This is a genomic window from Trinickia mobilis, from assembly GCF_017315705.1.
Classification (GTDB): domain Bacteria; phylum Pseudomonadota; class Gammaproteobacteria; order Burkholderiales; family Burkholderiaceae; genus Trinickia_A; species Trinickia_A mobilis.
Genome location: NZ_JAFLRF010000021.1, coordinates 82,573 through 102,766, shown reverse-complemented (window position 1 = coordinate 102,766; position 20,194 = coordinate 82,573). Strand labels below are relative to the sequence as shown.

Below are 20,194 nucleotides of genomic sequence, written 5' to 3'. Positions count from 1 at the left end.
AACTTACACCATGGTCACCTTCCACCTCAGGCACTTGCCCCCTCAGCCTTCTTGCACATATCTCCGCACACTACCCGATTCGGCATAAGCACCTCATTCCAAGACCTCCTATCGGCTCAGTTCTCACCAGCAAGAAATTTTCCCGTTCATACACCTATTTGCATTCTCGACAGATAGCGTCCTCTGCCTCGTCGGAACCGCCTCACCAGAGGGCAACAGGTCCATCAACGTCGCGACGAAAGTCTGTGGACTCTTTGCATAGAAGCCAACCGCCTTTGTCGGGACAAGGCGATCCCCCTTTACTTCGTAAAAGTATCTGATCGATTGATACTGCCCTGCACTTGAGACTAACGTCGAGAAAACCCCACGCATAAACTTATCAGGCTGTAGACTTGGCGCATCTCCAAGGTCAACAATCGACTCGCCGGTAGTAGGAATCTTCCAGTAATGCATTCCGGTCCCGTCGCGCCCTCTCCCGGTTGACACGCCCACTCCTTGAGAGGCGCCGGCGTCAAATGCAATCGTGGTGTCGAGCGTCAGCACGTAGGCGGGACTCTCATAGGTCGTCTGCAGCGTCGCTTTCGTCTTCTCTCGACGCACGACATCGATCTCAATAGTGCCAATACCATCAGACGTACTGCACGCAATTGCATGTACGCTTCCGCGACCGGCGATGGGCAAGTCCGCACCGGCTTCTTGCTGCTCGTTACATTCCGCCATTGCGTCGGCTTGGACAAAAAAGCAAGAAAGCATTGACATAACTATCAAGTGGCGTCGCATAAGACTCCTTTGGCACGTTCCGTACGAACTTTTCGGGTGCCGAACGTGCTCTGATCATAAAAGTTGATTTTTTGTGAAACTGCGACTGAACAAGGAGCGTTTGGTGCAGTCGAGCTTTCTGAGTCGCAGGCTTCGCTAATTTTGTGGCCAACCCAATACCATCCGGCAACGTCTAACGGATTCAATTCATTGCCGACTTTTCTAGCGGATATTTTCTGCGGATCAGCGATAGAGGCTGGACGGATGGAGGGATTTCGGGGTACAGACCACCACCCCTGTTTGGACCACCAGCTTTTATCAAACACCCCTTGTTCCAGCCAACCTCGGAACACCCAGTACGACGCATAAGCCGCACGCCCAGTAATCTGCAACGCACCTCTACCTCTGAACTTTATTCCGTCTCCCGAGTTGTACTCGTTGCCGAGCGTATTTAGGGGCCGCTCATAGCCTGCACCTTTGACAAAATATGCGTATGTGTCAGGGCCTTGGTAGTAGCTTTGCGCGGACTCGTGCGTTCGACTTTGCGGGTTGTTTCCATGCTCGACCATCGCTCCTTGCAAATCACCTGTTTCGTGTGCTACCTGCCCCATGAAGTGACTTAGCCTGACCTTATTTCCCGATAGGTACTTGCTCGCGACAAAGTTAAGTGAGTTTTTGAATTGCTGAATGTTTAACGCCTTGGCCTGCGGAACGATCCGCAGAATTTCCTCCAGAGACATCCACCCGCACTTCCTGAACTGCTCAATAAACGCCTTCGGCGGCACATGCCAGCACTGCTCCGCCGTCGGCAGGTCTGCATCGCTGATGTCCTCCCAAAACGCCAGCGCCTGAATATGCGCCTTCAGCACTCCAAACGCCTTCTCCGATAGCGGCTTATCCCACGCATCGCTCGGCTGCTTGAGCCAGCCCCAACGCTTATCGATCAGGTTGACATCCCTCGACCATTCGATCGGAAATTTGCAGATCGCCTTTGACAGCCGCTCCCGCACCACTTCGTTATGCAGCGCCTCTACCGCCTCGGCATGCGTAACGTGACCATCGCCATTCACATCCAGCCAACGCCTAATGGTCGGCGAATCACACAGGCTATCCGGTGTCGCGTCGTCGTCGATCAGGCTCCACCCCGCCCAGTGCGGAAAGTCCGCGTCGCTGTACACGCCGACTTGTGCGCCATTCAGGTTGATCCACCCCGTCGCCTCCGGCGTCACGACCTTGCGCCAGTGCCCGAACTTCGCATTCGCCGGCATCGCGTCCGGCCCCACGATGCGCCCCAAACGCAGCATCTCGAAGATCGAACTCGGCGACGGCACCGTCGCGTAGTTCGACCCCAGCGCCTGATTCAGCTCCACGTACTTCGCGCTTAGATCGGTCGCCCGTTTGTACAGGTCGTACTCGTAGCCCGCCTCCGGTTGTCGGCCAACTTCGTGATAGCGGCCGTCTTGCTCGCGAAACGTCGTCAACGTGCAATCGCCGCGCGCGTAGCGCATGCGCACGTAGAGTTCGCTGCGCGTTCCACCCGCCACCAGGGGTGTCTGAGGCGGCAGCACCAGCTGCGACTGGGCCGTCCGCCCAAGCGGCGGTTCACTATCGTCCGTCCGATACGGATGCGGTTCCTTAGCAAACAGCTTCGTGCCCGCGGGCACCTTGAACCAGATGTCGCCATAGATCGCATCCTTGCGACCCGCGCCCGCGCTCAAGCGCCCGCTTGCGCGACCCACCAGCTTCGTCAGGTTCGCCTCGTCACACACGATCTCGAAGTGCATCCGCCCGTTCTGACCGTAAATCTGGCCGACCGCACCCAACGCATCCTTGCGGTACACCCGCTTGCCCACCGCCAGCGCACCCGCCACCGATTGCAGGTGCATATAGATCGAGAAGTACGTCACCTTCGCACTTTCGCCTTCGCCGATCTCGGTGGTGTGCTTGAGCACCACGCAACCGTCGTCGGTGCGCACCCCGGCGTGCAGCAAGGCGGGCTTTTGAGTGGCGTCGTTCTGGCGCGCATACACCACCACGCCATCGGCAATCGCGCGCACCACCTCAGCTTCGCCGCGCGCATTGCGCGGCGCGATCAGGTGCGCGCCGCCATGCCAGCCCAGGCTATAGCTCACCGGATACGCGCCGTCGCCCGGCGCGCACTCTTGCATGCCGGCGTGGCAGATGTTGTGTTCCTGTGCCTGCGCGTGGCCGGCTTCGGCTGCGTCCAATTCGGAGCCTGCCGCGCGGGGCAAGAACGGTGGGCTGATGATCATGTGTGAATTCCTTCGGATGTCATCGTGAAAATGGAAATGCCCGCTCCATCTCCTCCGACGATGACGACGGGAAATTCTGTGGCCGGGTTTCCGGTCCCGGAGTCTGGTGATCAGCGGCGTGAATCACATGCGGCCCATCCGTGAACCCGAAGATGCCCTTCTCGCTGATCTCCAGTTCGGACCCGCCGCCATTGATGCGCACGCCTTGCTTGGCCTTGAGATTGATCCAGTCTGTCGTGCTCATGATTTCGACGACTCGCTTCGCGATCACTTCGATATCGTCGTTTTGCGCCTCGATGCGGACTTTTCCTGATGCCGCGATGAGCTTGATGCCGAGCTTGTGCACGAACAAAGAGATACGGTCGGCCACGCTTGCAAACCATGACCTGCCGACTGCCATGCCGATGTGACCGCCGGTCGTCAGCGCCAGATGTTCTCCGCTTGCCAGATGCGTGCTGCCCGCGGTGGTCGTCTGAATGCCAACCGGACTTGCGAGCGTCAAATGCGGTGTCGTGAACTCAGGGAACCTATCGCTGCCGGTCTTGGCGCCTCCGCGAATTGCATCGTTTTGCGCCCCGATCGATTTGGCGACTTCATCCTGGTCCTTGCGGAGCGCCTGCGCCGCCTGCTGCTGTGCCAAGCCAGTCAGCCTCGCGTGGAGGTCGCGCGCCTGAGCAAGTCGCTGAATCGTCTCGCCAAGATCCTTCGCATGCCCCTGCGCATCGCTCCGCGCTTCGGTCGTCACAACCATCCCTTGCGCCGCCCGCACCACCCCATGCCCATCCGTCCGCAACTCGAACCCTTCCCCTCGCGCGTCCTGCCGCCCCGCGTTGCCCGGTATCCGCGCGATGCTGCCCAGATTCAACTGCGAGCACGCATGGTCGCTCGACAGTTGCACCTGAATCTTGCCGTGGGTGTCGTCCATCACCAGATGGTTGGCGCGTCCGCCTCCAAGCTCCCGGCTCCTGAAACCGGAGAGCGCCTGATTCTCCGGCAGCTTCCACGCCGGCAACTGCGACGCGTTCACCACCCGCCCCGTGATGATGGGCAAATCCGGATCGCCGTTCAGGTAGTCGACGATCACCTCCTGCCCGATGCGCGGCAAGTGCGTCGCACCGAACTCGCTGCCCTGCCACGGCGACGACACGCGTATCCAGCAACTCGAACGCTCGTCCTTCCGCCCCTGCCGGTCCCACCAGAACTGCACCTTCACCCGCCCGTATGCGTCGGTCCAGATCTCCTGCGTCTCGGGACCGACGACGATCGCCGTCTCCGGTCCGTGCGTGCGCGGCTTCGTCGTCTCGCGCAACAGGCGGAACGCCTCGCTGGTAGGCTGGATCTCGAACTTCGTGTCGCAGCGATAGCGCTGGATAGTGCCGCTTTCTTCGGCGATCTCCTGAATGTCGAGAGTGCTCGACACCACCAGATATTCGCGATTCGCCGCCTCCTGCTGGTAGTGCGTGAGCTCGAACGTCCGGCCGGTCGTGAGGCCGCGCAAATTGCCTTGGCCGGTCGCGCGCAACCCCTGGCAGCGCTCCGCTTGCATTTGCACCAGCACCAGATACTCGGCCTCAGTGCGCGGATCGTTGTGAACCCCGGCGAGGCCCGCGGAGCCCGCCTGCGGCTGCGAGTAGTCGCCCCACGTGTAGCGTTCCTGCCGTGCAAAGCTCGTATCGCGCGGGTCTTCGCGAATCGCGGAAAGGTCCGCGCGCGGCTGCGTGCAGTCGTAATCGACGCTCGACACCGCGCCGGTGGTCAGCGCATGCGCGACCGACAACGCGTGAATATGTTCCTCGTCGATGCGCTTGGCCGCAGGCGCGGCGTAGCGAATGGTCCGATACGCCTCGCCGTGCGCTTGATGCGCGCCGATCGAATCGCACAGAACAAGGACATGCTTGCCGTCGCGATGCTCGAACCAGAAGTAGATGCCCCACTCCTCCCACAGCCGACGCAGGAACGCGAAATCGCTTTCCCAGTGCTGGCGCTGGATATCGCGCTTCGGATAAGCATCGTTGGGACGCGGCGCGCTCAGGCGCATCTCCACCCGAAACGAGTAGCGCGCCAGCGCCTCCTCAGTGATCTCCACCACCGATTTATCCTGAAATAATCTGCAATCCTGATTCTTCGTGGCAAGCCAAAGCCACGGGCGCAGCGTCAATGCGTAGACAACTGAGCGGCCTTCCGTGCGCAACAGGCGCGCGGCAGCCACGAGGCCCGTGATCTCGCGGGTGCCGGCGCCGACGTTTGCGGCACCGGCGTCGCCGGTGAGCCCGGCGATGAAGTGCCCGTTCCCTTCGATTTCGATCGACACGGTGACCTCGGTGCCGATCAGTTTGTCGAGCTCGAGGTTCGCGGCGACACTGGGCGAGAACGCGAGCGCGTCGGGTGTCTTTAGTTCAAGCGTGTACTCGAACAGTTCGCCGAGCGCTTCGGTGCCGGTGAGGCGAACAGGCGTGAAGAGCGACTGCCCGGCGTCCATGGGCAGCGCCGCCCCTGAGACGGACAGCGTACGTGCGGCGTCAAATAGTGGGTTCTGCGTCATGCGGTCTCTCGGAATCGTTGTTTTTTGCGTGCTGGGGCTCGATTGTTCGTCGCCCGATGTGTGGCTTGTTCCCGCGCTGGCGAAATATATTCTTTAGCGAGGAACGCATTAGCACATGGATATCCGGAACTCGTCAATTGACAAACATTTCTAGGAAATTTCTTAAATCATCTTATATAAAAAGCAATTGCTCTGAACGATTAACAAAACACCATCAAATTGGCATAAATTCGCATAGGCCAGCGCCACGCCGGGACGCATCGATCGGCCGAGAGACATTGAGTCAACGCATTTGCGTCAAAATGCCGCAGTGTTACTTCACTCACACCATGGAATTCAAACCGCATCGGCTTAATTCCAAGATTGATTTAATTCAACATAAAACGCATATTTGTCGAAATAACAGCCGCCCGCGATTGATCATCCTGTTTAAAATGCGGGCCCGACGTTTTTCGCCAATACACACGGACATCGCATGCGCAGAAAAGAGCCGGTCATGAGCGGCAGTGCCGCACCGACGCTCAACGGGCGGAACGAACCCAAAGAGCCGTGGGAAACCCATGCGTCGCTCGACGAGCAGCATCACGCCCGCCGGACGATCGAGGAACTGCTTGGCACGGCGGGGGATTGCCCGCGGGAAGACTCGCGCGGCAGCGAGGCCATATTGGCCTCGATCAGCTCGCCGCCTGTCGCCGGTAGCGGGAAGCCCGCAACGCGGCCGAGCGGCATTGACGCCGACGATCTCATCGACACGCTCCACGACCAATACCTTCGAGCGCTCGACGATCCGCATGCATCGTTCGCAGAAGACCCGACTGCGCGGGTGCCCTCGGTAGACGAGCCATCGCTGTCGTCAGCCGTCGCGCTTGCTGATTCGGCGAGCCGTGTGCAGTCGATCGAGGCGCTGCTGTCTCGCGCGCTCGTCATGGAAGACGCTTTCGGCCCGCTTGGCGACGACGGCGCCCCCGATCCCGCCGCAGCCGAACCGATTCCCGAGATTCTTCGGCTTTTCGCTCCTGCGAAATATCAGAGCGCAGCATCGCGCCGGCCAGCCGCTTCGCTGCCCGCGCTGACGCGGCGCGAACACCATTCGGTCGATATCGACAGTCCGCTGTCCGCACCTGACTCGATGGGATCGACGTCGACTTAAACGGCGTTGCGCCGCCCCTGCGCCGCCCGCCTCTCCCGTAGCGAATCCGAAGGCCGCTCCCATTCGGCCGCAACATTCAAGCAGGCCGCGTGCGGACCAATTGCTATCACGCATACCCGGCGCACGCGGCATTCGGCGGCTGCAAGCAATCCGGTATCGGCCGCGAGACGCTCAGCCCGCATCGTCGGCATTCGAAGCGCCGTCTTCGATCGCTCGCGGTTGCGTTTGCGGCGCGCCCAGCAGCGCGTCGCTATCGTCCTTCAAACCGACGCCGGTCAGCCCGAGCCGCCGGGCATGCGTCAGCAGATAGTGCAGCTTGTGGGCGGCAGCGTCATAGCTCAAGCCTTCCGGCCGCACGTTGGAAATGCAGTTGCGTTGCGAGTCCGCTGTGCCGACTTTCGGCGCGTACGTCAGATAGATGCCGAGGCTATCGGGCGAGCTGAGCCCCGGCCGCTCGCCGATCAGCATCACGACGAGCTTCGCGCGCAGGATTTCGCCGATCTCATCGCCGAGCGCAACGCGCGCCTGGCGCGCGACCACGACCGGGCCGATGCGCCAATCCGCCAGCCTCGCCGTGACCGCCTGCAACAGCGGCAGCGATTGCCGCGAGGCCGCGAACGCCGACAAGCCGTCGCCAATCACGAACACCACTTCGGACGGATCGAGCGACAAATGCTTCAGCGCCTCGCGGCTCTCATCCGACAAACGCCGCCCCAAGTCGGGCCGGCGCAGATAGTGCGCACGATCGGGCGCGGCGCTGTGGACATCGAGCGTGCCAAACCCCGCGTCCTGCAGTTGCCGATGCAACACATCGGCATCGAGCGGATGGTGAACCGCATCGCGCGCCTGCGCGTGAGACAAGTTGAACGCGAGCAGCGGCGCGGTCGGCAGGCTGTTGCCCGCGCGCCCCAACGCGATGCGCGCCTGCGTGAACTGCCGCAACGCATTCCACGGATTCTTTTCGAGGAAGTCGTTCATGATGCCTCCCGTCGTGGGGGGGAGTTCATGCCACGCCCATCCATTCGCTGACACCAGCCAAGAGCGGCTGCCGCGGCGACGCCGACAGCAGCACGCCGCGCGCATCGGCGATCTGCATCGCTTCGAGCCAATCCTCGAACTCCGGTGCACGGCGCAGGCCCAGCACGTCGCGCACGTAGAGCGCGTCATGAAACGACGTGCTCTGATAGTTGAGCATGACGTCGTCGGCGCCCGGCACGCCCATGATGAAGTTGATGCCCGCGACGCCGAGCAGCGTCAGCAGGGTGTCCATGTCGTCCTGATCGGCTTCCGCGTGGTTCGTGTAGCAGATGTCGCAGCCCATCGGCACGCCGAGCAGCTTGCCGCAGAAGTGGTCTTCGAGGCCCGCGCGGATGATCTGCTTGCCGTCGTACAGATACTCGGGCCCGATGAAGCCGACCACCGTGTTCGTGAGGAACGGGTTGTAGTGCCGCGCGACCGCATACGCGCGCACTTCGCACGTCTGCTGATCGACGCCGTCATGCGCGTTCGCGGACAGCGCGCTGCCCTGGCCCGTTTCGAAGTACATCACGTTGTCGCCGACCGTGCCGCGCTTGAGCGACAGCGCCGCGTCATACGCCTCCTGCAGCAGCGCGAGCGTGATGCCGAAGCCCGCATTCGCCTTCTCGGTGCCCGCGACCGACTGAAACACGAGATCCACCGGCGCGCCCTTTTCGATCGCGGCAATCGTGTTCGTGACGTGCGTGAGCACGCACGATTGCGTCGGCACGCCGTAACGCTGGCGGAAATCGTCGACCATCGCGAGGAGTGTCGTGATCGCGGCGAGGCTGTCGGTGGCGGGGTTGATGCCGACCATCGCGTCGCCGCAGCCGTACATCAGGCCGTCGAGCATCGAGGCGGCGATGCCCTTCACGTCGTCGGTCGGATGGTTCGGCTGCAGGCGCACCGACATATGTCCCGGCAAGCCCACCGTGTTGCGAAAGCGCGTGACCACCGGACGCTTTTTCGCGGCAATCACCAAGTCTTGATTGCGCATGAGCTTCGACACCGCCGCGACCATCTCCGGCGTGAGTCCCGCCGTGATGCGCGTGAGCGCCGCCGTGTCGGTCGTATCGGCGAGCAGCCAGTTGCGGAAATCGCCGACCGTCAGGTGCGAAATCTCCGCGAACGCTTCGCGCGAATGCGTATCGACGATGAGCCGCGTGACCTCGTCGCTTTCGTAAGGGATCAGCGCTTCGTTGAGGAACGTCGCAAGCGGCACCTGCGCGAGCGCCATCTTTGCGGCGACGCGCTCCTCCTCGCTCGCCGCCGCGACGCCGGCGAGCTCGTCGCCGGAGCGCAGCGGGCTCGCCTTCGCAAGCAGGGTCTTCAAATCGGCGAACCGGTAGGTCCGCGCGCCGATGGTCTCCGAATAGTTCACGATGCCTCCCGTCCCTCGCCCCGTAGGAAGTCCCCTTAGGGGAACAGCGCAAGCATGCTGACGATGTGCATCAAGATAGCGCCAAACACGGACATCGTCACGATATTGGCCGTGAGCGCCTGGCCGCCGAGATGATGCCGTGGAACGACGCGACGAGCCCGGGCAGCCCGAGCCACACGAACATGTGCATCCGGCCGCTGTTCGCGCCGACGATGTATTTCATCGCGTGCGGAAGCGGATCGTTGATGTTGGCGAACTTGGTCCAGTCGCCCGCGGCGCCCGCCGAGGTGTTATCGAAATTCGGCAAACTTAACGATGTCGACGAAAGCATTCTGAAAGCGATTGTTCATGTGCGTCATATAAGGTTCTTCGTGTTCGGCATGCCGTCGGCGCTGCGCGGTTAGAACGGCAAGAGTAGCCGGCACCGGCGCTTTCGGCCACAGGAACCAGGAGGCGACCCCATGGCGACGCGCGAAGTGGAAATTCGGAACATCCCGGCCATGACGGCGGTGACGATCGATCACACCGGCTCGTACATGCAGATCGGCAAGGCGTTCGACACACTGTTCGGATGGCTGGCGTCGAACAATCTGCTGGACTCGGTCCAGCACGCCGTCGGCATCTTTTACGACGATCCCGGCGTAGTGGCGGAAGCTGCGCTGCGCTCGAAGGCGGGCGCGGTGCTGGCGGTGCCGGTCGAGATCGCGGCGCCGCTGTCGCGCGCGGAAATCGCCGGCGGCGAGTACGCCGTGCTGCGCCACAAGGGGCCGTATGCGGACATGGCCGCCGCTTATCAATGGCTCTACGGCGAATGGCTGCCGCAGTCAGGCCGCCAAGCCGCCGATGCGCCGGGGTTCGAAGAGTATTTGAATAATCCGCGCAACACGCCGCCTTCCGAATTGCTGACCGATATCTGCGTGCCGTTGCGGCAGGCGTCGTAGCGCGATTCGTATTAATGGCCGCGATACAAGCGGTTGAAGTCTTCCGTGGCCGCGGTCGCCGCGAGGCGTTGCACCGGAGCAAGCGGCGCTTTCGCCTGCGGCGATTCGCCTGCCGGGCCAGCAGCGGATCCGCGCACGACCGATGCCGCTAAATCCGGTGTCGCGACTTTGCGAGCGGCAGCGACCGGAGTGGGCGCGATGGCGGTCGCAACGGGGCGAACGGGTTCGCGCGTCAGGCGCTCGCGCGCGGCCGCCTTCGGCTCCGCACCGCCCGCTTCGATCGCGCCGCTTTGTTCAGATTTATCGACGCGATCGATGCCCTCTGTCCGCACCAGTTGCCGGCGTATGCAGCCTGCCGAGTCCTGCTTATCGCAGGCCTGCGCGGCACGCTGGATGGCGTCGCCGCCCGGTTGGCTTGCAATCGTGGCTCGCTGCTGCGCCTTAGGCGCTTCCGTTTTTTCGACCGCGGGCCCCGCCGTTCTTTCGACCGCCGCCACGACGGGTTTCTCCGCCGGCTTTTGAATCGGTTTGTCCGCCGGCTTTTGCACGACGGTTTCCGTCTTGCGCGGTTCGCTCGCGCGCTCGCGGGCCGGCGCAGCGCTCGCCACGGCAGCGGCTTTCGGCTTCGCAGGATGCGGTGGCGCAACGGGTGCGGCAGGCGCTGTTGCAGCCGCCCCTTTCTTCGCCGCAGCCGCGTTTGCTTTGGTCAGCTCATTTTGAACAATTTGCTCGTCTTTCGCGTCTTCGGCGCGCGACTTCTCGATCTCGCGTTCCAGCAAAGCCACGAGCGGCACCGACGTCGGCGGCGGCGGCAGATTGTTGGCGATGCCCGCCGGCAATGCGCCCGGCTCGTTGCGATACAGGACCTTTTGCCATTTCACGAGAGCGACATCGCGCTGCGTAATCGATACATATGTGCCGAACGCAATCGCAAAACCGAACAAAAGGATCGCGGCGCCGCGGCTCATGCCCCATCGCCTCGCGCCGTTCAGATCGCCCGGCGCAAGACGGGGCGGCGCCGTCAGGATCGTTCCTGTTTGATCGATCGTCGTCGGTCTTGGGCGCAAGATGCGCGCAGGCAACAGCGCCGGAGGCGGCACCAGTTCGGCGGCCGGCAGCACTTCAAGCAGCACGTTCGCCCCGCATTGCGGACAGACGGCGACGTGCTCGGGCAACGCTGCGCCACAATGATTGCATGCCATTGGAACCGCAGTGGGAGACGCCGCTTCTGTCTGCATCGCCGGATGCCTCACTCGTGGCGCGCTGCGAGAGCGCGCGCCAGTGGCCTTATTGGTCTCGAATTGGTCTCGATCCAGAGCAGTGCTTACGTTCGTCATTTGTATTGCGAATCGAACGCGCAGTCGGGCGAGGGTATTTGTACGAATCAATATGTGTCACTTCTGAGGAAAGGTCAATGAAGCGCCGGGCGGCTAAGTTCGTTACTTAACATACGAATGGCGCGTGCGTTTCGTATCGACTGAGGAAAGCGGTACGCTGTAGAGTGTTCTAACGACGTTCTTTCCGCAAGGAATCGGCGAGCGGGGCATCGCCAACCAAGCTTGGTTTGAAGCGAGGCTGCGAGCGTGACGAGATGATGACGCGCGTGATTTTGTCGGTCCTGGCAGGCGCTGCGATCGCTTGGGCGGGTGGCGAATGCCGCGCCGCTGCGCCCACGATCGCTTGCGCGCCGGCGCTTTCCGAGGCGAGCGTCACGCGTGGGTTTGAGGCGCAGACCGACTGCGGCGCGCCGGCCGCGACGCTCAAGCGCCTGGTCTCGGCGTTGAATCGAATCGCGTCTGCCAACGGTCTGTCGAGCGCACAACGGGTATCGCTCGCGAAGGCCGTCAATGCGATGCTGCTTTCTGCGCATGCGCAGGCGATTCGCAACGAGCGCTCGGCCGATGCCATATTCAACAATGTCGAACCCTTGATCGAAAGCCTCGCCGCGATGAGCAGGCTGCATTCGGAAACGGATCTCGCCGCCGAGGCGCGGCTTTGGGACGAGCGCTATCGCAACCTGCTGCGCAGAACGACGATCACCCGTAGCCCGGACCCCCGCGAATTGCAGATCGACGACGCCATCGAGCAAATCGACCTCGAACGCGCCGCGAACGTCCTCGATTCGCTGCTCGCCGATAAGCGAGGGTCCAGCGAGATGCACGCCGGTCGCTTATACGAGGCGGCCGTAGTCGAGCTGCTGCGCTTTGCCCCGCAGAACGCGCTGAAGTACCTGCAGCTCGCTTACGTCCTGCAGCCCGACGACACGGAGATCATGGCCGCGTACGGCGATACGCTTCGCGCGCTGCAGCAGTTCGAACTCTCGGAGACGGTCTTCCGCGCGCTGTTGTTGCGCGAGCAATCGCTCGCCGAAGACAACTCCGCGGAATGGCAGCCGCAGATCGCGCGCACGCTCGACAAGCTTGGCCATCTTTACGTCGACTTGAAGGAGCCGGAGCAAGCGGAAGGCGCCTATCTGCACACGCTCGAAGCGTATTGGAGCCTCGCGCATGCAGACCCGGCGACCTACGGGCCGGCGGTCGCCGAGACCTTCGACAATCTCGGCATCCTCTATCGCGATACGCAGCACTTGAAGGATGCAGCGGACGCGTACGGCGAGGCATTGAAGCTCGACCGCGCGCTCGCGGCGCGCGACCCCAGCGCGTACCGGCCCGATGTCGCGAAGACGCTGAACGACCTGGGCATCCTCTACGACGCGGCTCAGCGCGCGAGCGACGCGGAGCAAGCGTATCGCGAGGCGCTCGACATCCAGCGCCAACTGGTGCGCGAGAATCCCGCTGCTTATCGTCCGGCGCTTGCGCGCACGCTCAACAACCTCGGCAATCTCTATAGCGGCATGCAGCGCTTGCCCGAGGCCGAGCACGCGTATCGCGAGGCGGTGACGATCCGCCGGCAGCTCGCGCGCGAAACGCCCGCGCAATACCGGCCCGATCTCGCGCGCACGCTCAGCAATCTCGGCGTGCTCTATCGAATCGAAGACCGTCCGCGAGAAGCGCAGCAGGCCTACATGAATGCCTTGCAGATCTATCATTCGCTGGCGCGCGGCAATCCGGTCGAATTTCAGCCGGACGAAGCACGCACCTTCAACAATCTCGGCGTGCTGTTCAGCCGGACCAAGCGGCCGCGCGAAGCCGAAGGCGCGTACCGGCACGCGCTCGGGCTCTATAAGGGGTTGTCGCGCACCGATCCTGTTGCTTATCGGCAAGACCAGGCGCGCACGCTCGATAACTTGAGCCGGCTTTATAGCCAGACGCAAAGACCGCGCGAAGCGGAGCACGCGAAGCGCGCGGCGGCGCGGCTGATGGGGGCGAATTCAGCGAATTGATTGTTCGCGCCGCCTTGGCGGAATCAGACGCCACGTCAGCAGCACCAGCAAAGCGAAGAGGACATAGGCAAGCGTGAAGACCCACATCGGCAAATCGTAGTAGAGCAAACGGCTCACCCAGTGTTGGATAAAGCCCTCGCTCCCGATAGTGCCGTGGCGCAGCCAATCTTCAAGCACGGTCAGCGGGCATGCGATGCCGAGCACCGACAGCAGCGAGACTATGCAGATCGCGAAAAGATGCGTGAAACGGAAGCGGCGGTCGCGGACCCATTGCCAGCCTAGGGCTGCGCCGAACCAGATCGCGGGAAGTGCGAGCACGATGAAGAGCGCGAGTAATGCGTGGAGGACAAGTACAGCGTTGGCTAACAACGTGCTCATGTGTGAAACACTGCTTAATCTATAGGTCGATTTATAGCAGGTGTCCTGTCCGCGTGAGATCGCGTTCGCGTAGTCCGTCTTCCCGGGCGATTCCGCATGGCTCGGAAATTCTGCGGATTAAACGTACGCAGTCCTTCAACGACGCCTTTCTGCACTGATGGCTGACAGCCGCATATTTCTGGCGCTCATGCACGTCAACATGGAGACCGCCATGCTGTAAAGTCGGCATTGACGCGATTTACCGGTTAGGAAACATCGTCATGTCGATTCAACAACTCATCCGTCTGCACTCATGCGCTCCGCACTTCCCGCTCCCGGTACCGTACTCCTGCTGATTGATCTTCAGCGAGCAATCGACCATCCGAGTTGGGGCGTACGAAATAACCCTCATGCCGAGCGGCAACTTGCCCGTTTGCTTGTCCGATGGCGCAACCAGGGTTGGCCGGTGTGGCATGTTCGGCACGACTCCACTAGCCCAGAGTCTCACTACCGACCTGGTCAGCCGGGACATGAATTCAAGCCAGAGTTCGCACCGATGCCCGGTGAGCCCGTCATCCCGAAACAGACGAACAGTGCATTCATCGGAACCGATCTGGAAAACCGCCTTCGCAAGGGGAACCACGATCGGTTGGTCGTAGCAGGCGTCATCACGAACAATTCTGTCGAAACAACGGTTCGCATGGCCGGTAATCTAGGCTTCCAGACCTGGATCGTTGCCGATGGCTGCTTCACTTTCGCTCGGACCGACTGGAACGGGACGTTGCGAAGTGCCGAGGATATTCACGCGATGTCGCTAGCCAACCTGGACTCCGAATACTGCATTGTCACGACTACGGATGCGCTGTTAGGCACTTCGAGCTAAAGCGGGAGATCAGCGCAGCTCAGCCGGCATGTTCGAAGGCAGGAGTGCGGCGCAGTCGTCGACGGTCTGCGCATACGGCAGACGCTCGAACAACCACTTGAGGTAACGGTACGGATCGATACCGCCCGACTTGCAGGTCTCGACGAGCGAGTAAAGATTGGCGCCTGCCGTTGCACCATCGACAGTGTCGGCGAGCCAGCCGCGGCGCTTATGGAAATGCTTCTCTAACAGAAAGTATCGTCACCTTGTGGTTATGGGAGGCTCAGCGCCGACGTGCCGACAGTAGCGCCTGTTATCAGATCAGGCGTTGCGGCAGCAGGACGTCGTCGCCGAGGGGCGTATCGAGTTTCAGAAGACGCTCGCTCTGAATCAGCCCGCCGTTAATCGTCCGGATTATGTCCTGGGCTCCCATATTCGCCTCTTTTTACCGCCGGATTTAGCTCCGGGATAATGTAGAGGAATCAAGGATTTTCGCGATCGGGGCGTTAAAAGGAAATGTTAAATCGGAAGAATTTTCTTGGTCGAATGCGGGGATTGGGGGCGCAAGAAGAAAATACCGGTTAATTGCTCGGTCCGGCTTGCATTGGTTTATGGACGAATTTGAAGAGATGGGTATTACATTCGTCTTTTGAGCGCCATGGTTTCCGAATTCACACCTCTCTTTCGGCAACGGTTTTGCATATTGGCGGGGACCGATTATTTTGCCGATGAATCGGTCAAAATCGCGAGTTTCGCACGCTGAACTACGTCGACGATTTCATCGCCGCGTAACTCAGCGTGCGCCACCCGGCGCCTTGCGCGCCGCTTTTGCCGCTACGCGTGCTTTCAAGGCTTGACGGCGTGCCACATGCCCTTGAAGCCGTCGCCGTTCATCTGGCCGGGCTGAGTGTCTTTGGAGAAGCGATACAGCGGGTGCCCCTTGTAGGCCCATTGATTCTTGCCGTCGGCCGTGGGGACGAAACTCCAGTCGCCGCTCGCCTTGTCATACGAATCGGCCATGGCTGCGGGCCACAACGTCGAGCAGCCGCCGGTGCAGGCGCTCTTTCCGGGCACGGTGTCCTTGTCGAACATGTAGAGCGTCATGCCGCTGTCGTCGACCATCATGCCATTCGCCATTTTGGGCGCCTCGGCGTATGAGGCGATGGGGATCGCGCAGGCGGCGATGCAAAGCAAGGTCTTGATCATGATTTCCGTCCTTGTAGAAATGCGGCGGCGGTGCTTGGGCGCAATGGGGAAGCGGAGACTCAAGGCGCGAGGCGGGAAGCGGTACGAGCAAAAGGTTGCCGGCGCCGCCCCCGCCCGGGTGCCCGCCGCCGCGACGAGTAAACGATTGGGCAGGCGCCTTATTCCGCGCAACGCCACTCCGCCGTTGCGCCAGTTGATTCCGCTTTCGGCGGCAAACACCGGCGGGCCATGCCTGAAAGCGGACTCCAATCGAACTTCGGTGTCAACGCCAAACGCTAGGCCAAAGCGGGCGCCCCATAGAGAATCAACCGACCATTGCGCAATGCCCCGGCGCGGGCTGTCGGCGACGCGATCAGGTCAGGATTCGCCGCCCGCAGCAGCTGTCTTGCGCGGACGACGGGCGCGTGCGGCCGTTTTGCGCGACGGCTTCGCGGGCTTGGAGTCAGCCGGCGCTTCCACGGAAGAATCCGCCACGGCGGTCTTCTCGGGCGGTGTCGCAGCAACCGGCGCGTCTGCTTTTTTTGCCGTGGCTTTGCGCCCGCGCTGGCGCGCCGGCTTCTTTTCCTCTTGCGTGTCGCGCGGCTCGCTGCGCTCGATCAGCTTCGCTTCGTCCACCGCGGCTTCTTCAACGGCTTGCGCGTCCCCAAGCAACGGAATCTGCTCGGGAATCTGCGGCGGGTGGATGGCACGCTCCTTGTGACGCCCTTTTTCCTTGCCGGATTTGGCTTTGGGCGCGGGCGCTTCCACCGTCGACGGCACTTCAGCCTGCTTCATCAGATCGACGGCTACTGTCTGATGGCTCCGGTAGACGAAAGCGCCGGATTTGTCGTCGCGGCCGACCTCCAGCAAACCTCGCGATTGCGCCTCGTCAAGCAGGTTGCCGAACGCGCGGAAACCGTAATAGGACTCGCTGAAATCCGGTTTGCGGCGCTTGATCGCGCTTTTCAGCACCGACGCCCAAATCTTGCCGCCCTCGCCGCGCTCGGAGGCGAGCGCGTCGAAGGTCTCGACGGCGAACGCAATGGCTTCCGCCTTGCGTATGTCCAATTCGCGCTTTGGCTGCTTGTCTTCGTCGGATGAACGCTTTGCCGTGGCGGCTACCGCACGAGCCTCGCGTTTCGCGATCGCTCGCTGCTCTTCGCGCACGAGGTCATCGTAGAAGATGAATTCATCGCAGTTGGCGACCAGAAGATCGGATGTGGAATTCTTCACGCCCACGCCGATCACCTTTTTCGCGTTCTCGCGCAGCTTCGAAACCAGCGGTGAAAAATCCGAGTCGCCGCTGATGATGACGAAGGTATCGACGTGCGACTTCGTATAGCAGAGATCGAGCGCATCGACGACGAGGCGGATATCGGCCGAGTTCTTCCCCGACTGACGCACGTGCGGGATTTCGATCAGTTCGAAACTGGCTTCGTGCATGGCCGCTTTGAACGTCTTGTAGCGATCCCAATCGCAGTAGGCCTTCTTGACGACAATGCTGCCTTTCAGCAGGAGTCGCTCGAGCACCGGCTTGATGTCGAATTTCTCGAACTTCGCGTCGCGCACGCCGAGTGCGACGTTCTCGAAGTCGCAAAACAGCGCCATGTTGACGCTCTCTTGGGGTGAGGCCATGGGGTCTCCAACTGGGGCGGATGGTGCGGCGGGGTTGAGGTGAGCACATGATAGCCGGTTGTGAGAGGCGGCCTGTGATGCGGCGGGCGGTTACGCGGCGATGTCGTAGCCCGCGGCCGTTGCATGTGCTCGTAGGTCTCGGTCAGCCCGGGGCTCGTTATTCGCCGCAAAAAATGCGGGGAATAACGACGCTATTCGCCGCATGGGCTCACCGTTGCGGCCGCTGAATTCGTATGGCCATCGCGAAATCGACGCGGGTCCGGCGACGATTGCCAAAACTGGGGACCACGGCCTCCGAACGAGACGACCGGTCATCGACGCGCAGATTCCGCAGCCAGCGCGGCCTGCGCGCGCTGCAGCCATTCCCGATTGTGTTCGCGGGCATGGCGCGGCCAGTGTTTCGCGTCGTGAGCGATGTCCGCGTACAAACGAGCGGCCCGTTGGCGATCCGCATCATCCGCTTGCCCAGCAAGCCAGTCGGCGAAAAGACAACGGGGCGCCGCATCGCTGGCACAACTCAATGCCTGCTCGAATGCGGCACGTGTGCCCGACGCGCCAAGCGCGCCCTGGGTACGTGCGTAGAGCAAGGCCGGTTCAGGCTGCTGACGAGCCTGCGGGTTGGCAGCAAACAGACTGCACAAGGTGACGTCAGCTGATGCATGGTCGCCGACAACGAACTGAGCCCGCGCCAAACCCATCAGCAGCGCCGGGTCAGTGGCGAAAGGGCCGTGCGCGGCGGCATGATAGTGCTCGAGCGCTTCGCGTGCGTTGCCCGCCGCGAATAAAGCTGCGCCGAGACGCATGCGGTGTTCTACGGTCGGTGCGCGGTCGAAATCGGAGCGCGCCTCGCGCACGGCGCGATTGGGATCGACCAGCTTTGTGATCGCCCGAGTGGCCGCACGCGCGCCGCGCGACTGGCGCAGGCTCGGCAGGTAAACCGCGAAGCAATACACAAGGCTGCCAAACATCGGAAAAACGAACAGGAGAAAAAGCCAGTACATGTTTTGGCGACTGCGCACCGCATGTACGGCAAAGAACAGCGCCACAATGAAGTGAAGACCGATTCCCAGATATGGCATGTGTATTCGACTCGAGGGCCCGGGTCGGCAACGCGGACGAACGGCCTGCCAGCCCTGCGATTTGACTGAATCGTGATGGTAAACGATCCTCACTGCCATTGCAGAGAGCAGCCTTTGCTGAATTCAGACGTGACAACGATTGTCTGGCAGGCTGCGATGATTTCTTTTCGCCCGACGACCGGATTTTTGCACAGCGTTTATATCGAGGGGTCTACCCTCGAACCTGTCTAAAACAGCCGCAGCGGCTCTGCCACACCTCATGGCTTTAACACAATCACTTAAGGTTTTCGACGCCGGGCCCCAAAGTGCACGGCCGAACTTACGCAGCAACGTCATCCCTTTTCGAGCGCCGCGCATGCTGCTACCCGTGACACTCCTTGGCCGGACCGTGGAGCGATCGCGAGAGCAACTGCGCGCGCTTTTGCATTCGCCCCTGGGCGTCTACGTCGTCAGCACAGAGGTCGTTCGCGACGGCATGCGCGTGCAGTTCAACCTCGCCCCAGACGACCTTGACTTCACGATGCACACGCTGATTTCGACGCAGCCCGAGGCCACCATCGGGCCGATTCGGCGATGCCGCGCCGTCACGGAGGCGTGCTAGTCATGTATTCAGGAATCTGGTTGCCGATCGTCACGCCATTTCGTAGCGGCGAGGTTGATATCGACGCGTTGCAGCGTCTGGCGGACTCCTATCTGCACACGGAGATTAGCGGCTTCGTCGCATTGGGCACCACGGGCGAAGCGGCGCTGCTGTCGGAAGCCGAGCGCGTTGCGGTGCTGCAGGCGCTAATGGATGTTGTCGGCGCGCGTCTGCCAGTGCTGGTGGGCGTGGGCGGCTCGGACACGCGTGATGTCCTGCGCGAGATCCAGCGTTATGAGCGTTGGGATTGCGTCGGCTACCTGGTCTCGCCGCCGTCATACATCTGCCCGGATCAAGCGGGCGTGCAGTGGCACTTCGAACAGGTTGCGCATGCAACTAGCCGCTCGATCGTGCTGTACGACGTGCCGCATCGGACCGGTGTGGCGATCGCGCCGGAAACGGTCGCGCGCTTGCTCGAGCATAAGAATATCCTCGCGATCAAGGAATGCGTGAACGATCACTTCGACCCACTGAGTAGCTTGCCTGTCAGCGTGCTGTGCGGCACCGACGAAGCGTTCGTCGACTGCATAGGCCGCGGCGGATCGGGCGGCATTCTGGCAAGCGCGCATTTCTGCGCGGATCTGATGGTCGAAGTACAAGAACGGGTCCAGACAGACCGCGACGCAGAGGCACGCACGCTGTTCGCGAGCTTGCTGCCGGTGTTGCGGCTGTTGTTTGCCGCTCCGAATCCCTCTGCAATCAAGGCGATGCTCGCGCTCGACCATCCCATGACGGACGAGACGCGCATGCCGATCACGCGCGCTTCGGCGCAACTAGTGGAGCGCTTGTACCAGGCGCGCACGGCGTTGCAGGACCTGCGGGCCGAGTTTGCCTTGGCGACAAATTAGCTTTCGTTGCGCGTCGTGGAGGCTGAACTGGATTGCATGACAGGTTTTGTCAGCGAGTCTGAGCGCTGGGTATTGCTTCAAGGAATGAGTGTTATGCATCCGTGCGGGCTACCGCCGCGCAATCGCTGCGCGGATCATTGCGGGTGCGATACGTCAAGCCCGCACTACGTCATTCCCGATGA

Annotated in this window: 16 protein-coding genes and 3 pseudogenes; 7 read left to right on the top strand and 12 right to left on the bottom strand. The window is 61.8% G+C overall.

Features of this window, described 5'->3' with window-relative positions; all coding sequences use genetic code 11:
- Positions 1-123: 123 nt before the first annotated feature.
- Genes J3489_RS24555 through J3489_RS24545 form a run of 3 tightly spaced genes read right to left on the bottom strand, consistent with a single transcriptional unit; the run spans position 124 to position 5,574 of the window.
- Entirely contained in the window at positions 124-759 is a 636-nt protein-coding gene (locus J3489_RS24555; protein WP_207002501.1) for a hypothetical protein, read from the bottom strand.
- Positions 760-764: 5 nt separating this feature from the next.
- On the bottom strand, positions 765-3,032 hold the full coding sequence (locus J3489_RS24550; RefSeq protein WP_207002498.1) for a peptidoglycan DD-metalloendopeptidase family protein: 2,268 nt from the start codon (positions 3,030-3,032) through the stop codon (positions 765-767).
- Positions 3,033-3,051: 19 nt separating this feature from the next.
- Positions 3,052-5,574: a type VI secretion system Vgr family protein gene (locus tag J3489_RS24545; protein ID WP_207002497.1), complete on the bottom strand. Its 2,523-nt coding sequence runs from the start codon at positions 5,572-5,574 to the stop codon at positions 3,052-3,054.
- A gap of 475 nt (positions 5,575-6,049) precedes the next feature.
- Between J3489_RS24545 and J3489_RS24540 the strand changes: the two genes are divergently transcribed.
- On the top strand, positions 6,050-6,724 hold the full coding sequence (locus J3489_RS24540) for a TagK domain-containing protein (RefSeq protein ID WP_207002496.1): 675 nt from the start codon (positions 6,050-6,052) through the stop codon (positions 6,722-6,724).
- A gap of 65 nt (positions 6,725-6,789) precedes the next feature.
- A pseudogene (locus tag J3489_RS24535) lies at positions 6,790-6,898 on the top strand (aldehyde dehydrogenase family protein); the annotation flags it as partial.
- On the opposite strand, the gene eutC reads toward J3489_RS24535, so the two are convergent.
- The 3 genes and pseudogenes from eutC to J3489_RS24520 form a co-directional block, all read right to left on the bottom strand.
- Positions 6,896-7,702: an ethanolamine ammonia-lyase subunit EutC gene (gene eutC, locus J3489_RS24530; RefSeq protein ID WP_207002495.1), complete on the bottom strand. Its 807-nt coding sequence runs from the start codon at positions 7,700-7,702 to the stop codon at positions 6,896-6,898. The pseudogene J3489_RS24535 and the gene eutC overlap by 3 nt on opposite strands.
- 25 nt (positions 7,703-7,727) lie before the next feature.
- The gene (locus tag J3489_RS24525; protein WP_207002494.1) at positions 7,728-9,122 is read right to left on the bottom strand and encodes an ethanolamine ammonia-lyase subunit EutB; all 1,395 of its coding nucleotides are present in this window, start codon (positions 9,120-9,122) and stop codon (positions 7,728-7,730) included.
- 41 nt (positions 9,123-9,163) lie between these two features.
- A pseudogene (locus J3489_RS24520) lies at positions 9,164-9,405 on the bottom strand (ethanolamine permease); the annotation flags it as partial.
- 178 nt (positions 9,406-9,583) lie between these two features.
- Between J3489_RS24520 and J3489_RS24515 the strand changes: the two are divergent.
- Positions 9,584-10,063: an AraC family transcriptional regulator gene (locus tag J3489_RS24515; RefSeq protein WP_207002493.1), complete on the top strand. Its 480-nt coding sequence runs from the start codon at positions 9,584-9,586 to the stop codon at positions 10,061-10,063.
- An 11-nt stretch (positions 10,064-10,074) separates the two neighbouring features.
- Here the strand turns inward: J3489_RS24515 and J3489_RS24510 are convergent, their stop codons facing one another.
- Positions 10,075-11,238: a hypothetical protein gene (locus tag J3489_RS24510; protein WP_207002492.1), complete on the bottom strand. Its 1,164-nt coding sequence runs from the start codon at positions 11,236-11,238 to the stop codon at positions 10,075-10,077.
- 416 nt (positions 11,239-11,654) lie between these two features.
- Between J3489_RS24510 and J3489_RS24505 the strand changes: the two genes are divergently transcribed.
- Positions 11,655-13,406, top strand: a complete 1,752-nt coding sequence (locus J3489_RS24505) for a tetratricopeptide repeat protein (RefSeq protein ID WP_207002491.1) — start codon at positions 11,655-11,657, stop codon at positions 13,404-13,406.
- On the opposite strand, the gene J3489_RS24500 is transcribed toward J3489_RS24505, so the two are convergent.
- Positions 13,395-13,784: a DUF2784 domain-containing protein gene (locus J3489_RS24500; protein WP_207002487.1), complete on the bottom strand. Its 390-nt coding sequence runs from the start codon at positions 13,782-13,784 to the stop codon at positions 13,395-13,397. The genes J3489_RS24505 and J3489_RS24500 overlap by 12 nt on opposite strands.
- 292 nt (positions 13,785-14,076) lie before the next feature.
- On the opposite strand from J3489_RS24500, the gene J3489_RS24495 reads away from it, so the two are divergent.
- Positions 14,077-14,646, top strand: a complete 570-nt coding sequence (locus tag J3489_RS24495) for a cysteine hydrolase family protein (protein ID WP_207002486.1) — start codon at positions 14,077-14,079, stop codon at positions 14,644-14,646.
- 9 nt (positions 14,647-14,655) lie between these two features.
- Here the strand turns inward: J3489_RS24495 and J3489_RS24490 are convergent.
- From J3489_RS24490 to J3489_RS24475, 4 genes and pseudogenes are all read right to left on the bottom strand, one after another.
- Positions 14,656-14,853, bottom strand: a pseudogene (locus J3489_RS24490) (transposase domain-containing protein); the annotation flags it as partial.
- Between the two features lie 618 nt (positions 14,854-15,471).
- Positions 15,472-15,831, bottom strand: a complete 360-nt coding sequence (locus tag J3489_RS24485) for a COG4315 family predicted lipoprotein (RefSeq protein ID WP_207002536.1) — start codon at positions 15,829-15,831, stop codon at positions 15,472-15,474.
- Positions 15,832-16,188: 357 nt separating this feature from the next.
- Entirely contained in the window at positions 16,189-17,445 is a 1,257-nt protein-coding gene (locus J3489_RS24480) for an NYN domain-containing protein (protein ID WP_207002484.1), read from the bottom strand.
- 311 nt (positions 17,446-17,756) lie between these two features.
- Positions 17,757-18,524, bottom strand: a complete 768-nt coding sequence (locus J3489_RS24475) for a hypothetical protein (RefSeq protein WP_207002533.1) — start codon at positions 18,522-18,524, stop codon at positions 17,757-17,759.
- A 355-nt stretch (positions 18,525-18,879) separates the two neighbouring features.
- Here J3489_RS24475 and J3489_RS24470 point away from each other — a divergent pair, with 355 nt between their 5' ends.
- Positions 18,880-19,125 (top strand): hypothetical protein, encoded by a 246-nt coding sequence (locus J3489_RS24470; protein ID WP_309491419.1) that lies wholly within the window; start codon positions 18,880-18,882, stop codon positions 19,123-19,125.
- A 2-nt stretch (positions 19,126-19,127) separates the two neighbouring features.
- Complete coding sequence (locus J3489_RS24465; RefSeq protein WP_207002480.1) at positions 19,128-20,012, top strand: 4-hydroxy-tetrahydrodipicolinate synthase family protein; 885 nt, start codon at positions 19,128-19,130, stop codon at positions 20,010-20,012.
- The last annotated feature ends 182 nt before the right edge of the window (positions 20,013-20,194 follow it).